Consider the following 4146-nt stretch of genomic DNA (forward strand, 5'->3'; position numbering starts at 1 on the left):
TAAGAGAGATGATCTGATAGATCCTTACTTAGCAGGAAATAAATACCGAAAATTATATACACTCCTTAACACTCCCTCAAACTCACTAAAAACTATCATCTCTTATGGTGGAACACAATCAAATGCAATGCTCGCAATTGCTGCAATGTGCCAAAAAAAAGGATGGGAGTTTATCTACTATACAAAGCCTATAGGCCAAGCTATGCAAGATGAGAGTGTTGGTAATTTTTACCATGCTCTACGTCTTGGTATGAAACATGTAGAGATTCAGAATGATTACTACAGAGACTTTATAGCCTCATTACGTCTTAACTTGGATAAAGAGACATTTATTATAGACCAAGGTGGCGCAGTAGAAGAGGCTAGGCGTGGGCTAGAAGTTTTAGCGCAGGAGATAAGAGATGCTAACTTAGATGTAAAATCCCTTGCAACTCCATCAGGCACAGGAACAACAGCACTTTTTTTAGCTCTTTGTATGCCTGAGTACAAAGTCTATACAACTCCTTGTGTTGGAGATGCCCAGTATCTTCGTACTCAGATGAGCTCTCTTAGCGCTTTGCCAGAAAATCTTATTATCTTAGAGCCTAAGAAAAAATATCATTTTGCTAAACCATACAGAGAATTTTTGGATATTTGGCAAAAGCTATTAGTAACTGAAATTGAGTTTGATATGATTTATGCGCCATCTATGTGGATGGCACTCCAAGAGCAGACAAAAGAGGATATCTTGTATGTTCATAGTGGAGGAGTGAGTGGAAATGAGAGTATGTTAAAGCGATATAAACAAAAAGGTTTTATATAAAGACAACGTTTTCGCTTATATCTGCTCTTTGTGGTTTATAGCTGTTGATTTTGGCATCTTTATCTTCATAACCAAGGACGACACTATAAAGAAGAGCTAAATTATCTGGCACATCAAGTACTCTTGCTACAACTTTTCCAAACTCGGTGGTTGAGCCTTGAGGACAACTCTCTAAGTCAAAATCTCTTGCAATGAGCATGATACTTTGCATATATGCACCACAGTCTATAAGCGCTCCAACTGCACCATCAATCATTGTTTTATCTGTAAATACAAAAAACACACACTGAGCATTAAACCATCTAAAGTTGTCATGCCACATCTTAGTTCTTTTTTCAATGTCTTTTCTATCTACTTCCATATGGGCATATAAGCCTATACCAGTTTCAAATCTTCTTTTTTTGTAAAGAGGTTTCCACTCTAGAGGATAGTACTGGATAAATTGGTCATGCGCCACTCCGCTATTCATCTTTTGGATGATAGCATCGCCTATATTTTTTAAAACATCTTTATCGCTTATAGCATATGTAATCCACGGCTGCATATTTGCACCACTTGGAGTCATAGCAGCAGCTTTTAAAATTTTTTCTTGAATCTCTCTTGGTACTGGTTTATCTAAGAAAGCTCTTTTAGATGAGCGATTTATTATAGTATCGGTGATAGTAGGCATCTTTTTCCCCTCATAAAACTTTTTTGAAATTATATTACAAATTAAATTAAAAGAAAGTTTAATGTTTAAAGACTAAAAAAACTTGACAAGAAGCCACTCAACTAGATATAATAATTCCCATAAATTTAATGTTTGGAGAGAAGAATGAATAATATATTTGAGAAATTAACAAACAACATGACAGAGTCGATTGAGTCAGCATTATCGCTGGCTCTTTATAACAAAAATCAAGAGGTTGAGCCTATACACTTTTTATGGTCTCAACTAACTAACTCAAACTCTGTACTAAATCAGATGTTTAATAAGATGAGTATTGATAAAGTTGCAATTGAGCTTGATGTAAAGAGTTTTAGTGAAAAATTGCCAAAGTCTTCGTCAGTGTCAAAAGAGAATATCAAACTATCAAGAAACTTTGTTCAGTCATTAGAAAATGGTGTTGGAATGATGACAAAAAATGGAGACTCTTTTTTAGCTGTTGATACATATCTGTTGGCAAATATAAAAAATGAGCCATTTTTTAGCATACTAAAAAAATATATAGATATCTCAGAACTAATCAAAAATATCGAATCCTCAAGAGGAACTTCAAAGATTGATTCACAAAGTTCAGATGAGACGATGGAGTCACTCAAAAAGTATGGTATAGATTTAACAAAAGAGGCAAAAGATGGCAAACTCGCTCCTGTTATAGGGCGTGATGAAGAGATTACTCGTATGATGCAGATACTTATACGTAAAACAAAAAACAACCCGATGCTTCTTGGTGAACCAGGTGTTGGTAAGACAGCTCTAGTTGAAGGACTTGCTCAAAGAATCAGCGATAACAATGTTCCAACATCCCTTCAAAACAAAAAGTTAATTGCTCTTGATATGAGTGCATTGATTGCTGGTGCAAAATATAGAGGAGAGTTTGAAGATAGACTTAAAGCTGTAATTGATGAGGTAAAGAAGAGTGGAAATATCATACTCTTTATAGATGAGATTCATACAATTGTAGGCGCTGGTGCTAGTGAGGGAAGTATGGACGCTGCAAATATCCTAAAGCCAGCACTAGCTCGTGGAGAGCTCCATACTATAGGGGCGACAACGTTAAAAGAGTATAGAAAGTATTTTGAAAAAGATATGGCGCTTCAAAGACGTTTCTTACCTATCAACCTTGATGAGCCAAGTGTAAATCAAACTCTTCAAATACTTCGTGGTATAAAAGAGAGACTTGAAACTCACCATAACGTAACTATTACAGATAGTGCTTTGGTTGCTGCTGCAAAACTCTCAGATAGATATATAGCAGATAGATTTTTGCCAGATAAAGCAATTGACCTTATTGATGAAGCGGCGGCTGAGCTTAAGATGCAGATAGAGACTGAGCCAAATGTGCTAAAGAGTGCAAAGATTAAAATCTCAGAGCTAAGTGTAGAACAAGAAGCACTCAAGATGGAAGAGTCGCCATCAAACACTAAGCGCCTTGTTGAGATACAAAAAGAATTAGCTGATGAACAAGAGAGAGTTAGAACGCTCGAAGCGCAGTTTAGTAATGAAAAAGAGGTATTTGGAAAGATATCTGGCATCAAAAATGAGATTGAAGCTAAAAGAAGAGAGGCTCATATTGCAAAGAGCACCTCTGAGTTTAACCGTGCTGCTGAGATAGAGTATGGAGAGATTCCTGCTTTAGTTGCTAGAGAAAAAGATATTACACAAAACTGGGAAGACCTTCAAAAAGAAGGAACACTTCTAAAAAATAGCGTAGATGAAGAGGCTATCGCTTCGATTATCTCTAGATGGACTGGAATCCCAGTTAAAAAAATGCTTCAAGCTGATAAAGACAAAATACTCAATGTCGAAGAAGAACTAAACAAAGAAGTTGTTGGGCAAAGTAAAGCAACACACGCTGTTGCTCGTGCAATAAAAAGAAATAAGGCTGGGCTCTCAAGCGGTAATTCGCCAATTGGAAGCTTCTTGTTTTTAGGGCCAACTGGTGTTGGTAAAACACAAACTGCTAAGACTTTAGCTAAGTTTCTCTTTGACTCAGCAGATGCCATGATACGAATTGATATGAGTGAGTATATGGAAAAACACTCAGTTTCTCGTCTTGTAGGTGCGGCTCCTGGATATGTTGGATATGAAGAGGGCGGACAATTAACAGAAGCAGTTAGAAGAAAGCCATATAGTGTAATCTTATTTGATGAGGTAGAAAAAGCTCATCCTGATGTTTTCAATATCTTACTTCAAGTTTTAGATGATGGAAGATTAACGGATAACAAAGGTGTTACAGTTGACTTTACAAACACAATTATTATTCTCACTTCAAATCTTGCAAGTGATAAAATCATCAACAACCCTAATTCAGAGGCGCTCCAAGAGATGGTTTTAGCAGAGTTAAAGCAGGCATTTAAACCAGAATTTTTAAACCGTTTGGATGATATTGTAATCTTTAACGCACTTGGGCGTGAAGAGATTGTTGGAATTGTAGATATATTCTTTAGTGAAATTGCTAAAAAAGTCTCTTCAAGAGATATAACGCTCACACTTAGCAAAGACGCAAAAGCTTACATCGCAGAGGCTGGATTTGACCCTGTTTATGGGGCAAGACCACTTAAACGTGCTTTGTATGAGATAGTTGAAGATAGATTGGCAGAGCTCATACTTGAGGGTAAAGTGGTTGAAGGCTCTCATG

3 protein-coding genes are annotated in these 4146 nt (G+C 36.6%); 2 read left to right on the plus strand and 1 reads right to left on the minus strand.

The window, feature by feature from the left end; translation table 11 throughout:
* Positions 1-802 (plus strand): 1-aminocyclopropane-1-carboxylate deaminase (locus PHI38_RS09445; protein WP_299855501.1); only part of this gene is annotated, 802 nt, incomplete at its 5' end.
* On the opposite strand, the gene PHI38_RS09450 is transcribed toward PHI38_RS09445, so the two are convergent.
* The gene (locus PHI38_RS09450) at positions 795-1472 is read right to left on the minus strand and encodes a nitroreductase (RefSeq protein WP_299855503.1); all 678 of its coding nucleotides are present in this window, start codon (positions 1470-1472) and stop codon (positions 795-797) included. The two genes, PHI38_RS09445 and PHI38_RS09450, sit on opposite strands and share 8 nt — an antisense overlap.
* A gap of 144 nt (positions 1473-1616) precedes the next feature.
* On the opposite strand from PHI38_RS09450, the gene PHI38_RS09455 reads away from it, so the two are divergent.
* A partial coding sequence (locus tag PHI38_RS09455; RefSeq protein ID WP_299855505.1) for an AAA family ATPase occupies positions 1617-4146 on the plus strand: 2530 nt, incomplete at its 3' end.

Origin of the sequence: Sulfurimonas sp. (assembly GCF_028694895.1) — a bacterium.
GTDB lineage: Bacteria > Campylobacterota > Campylobacteria > Campylobacterales > Sulfurimonadaceae > Sulfurimonas.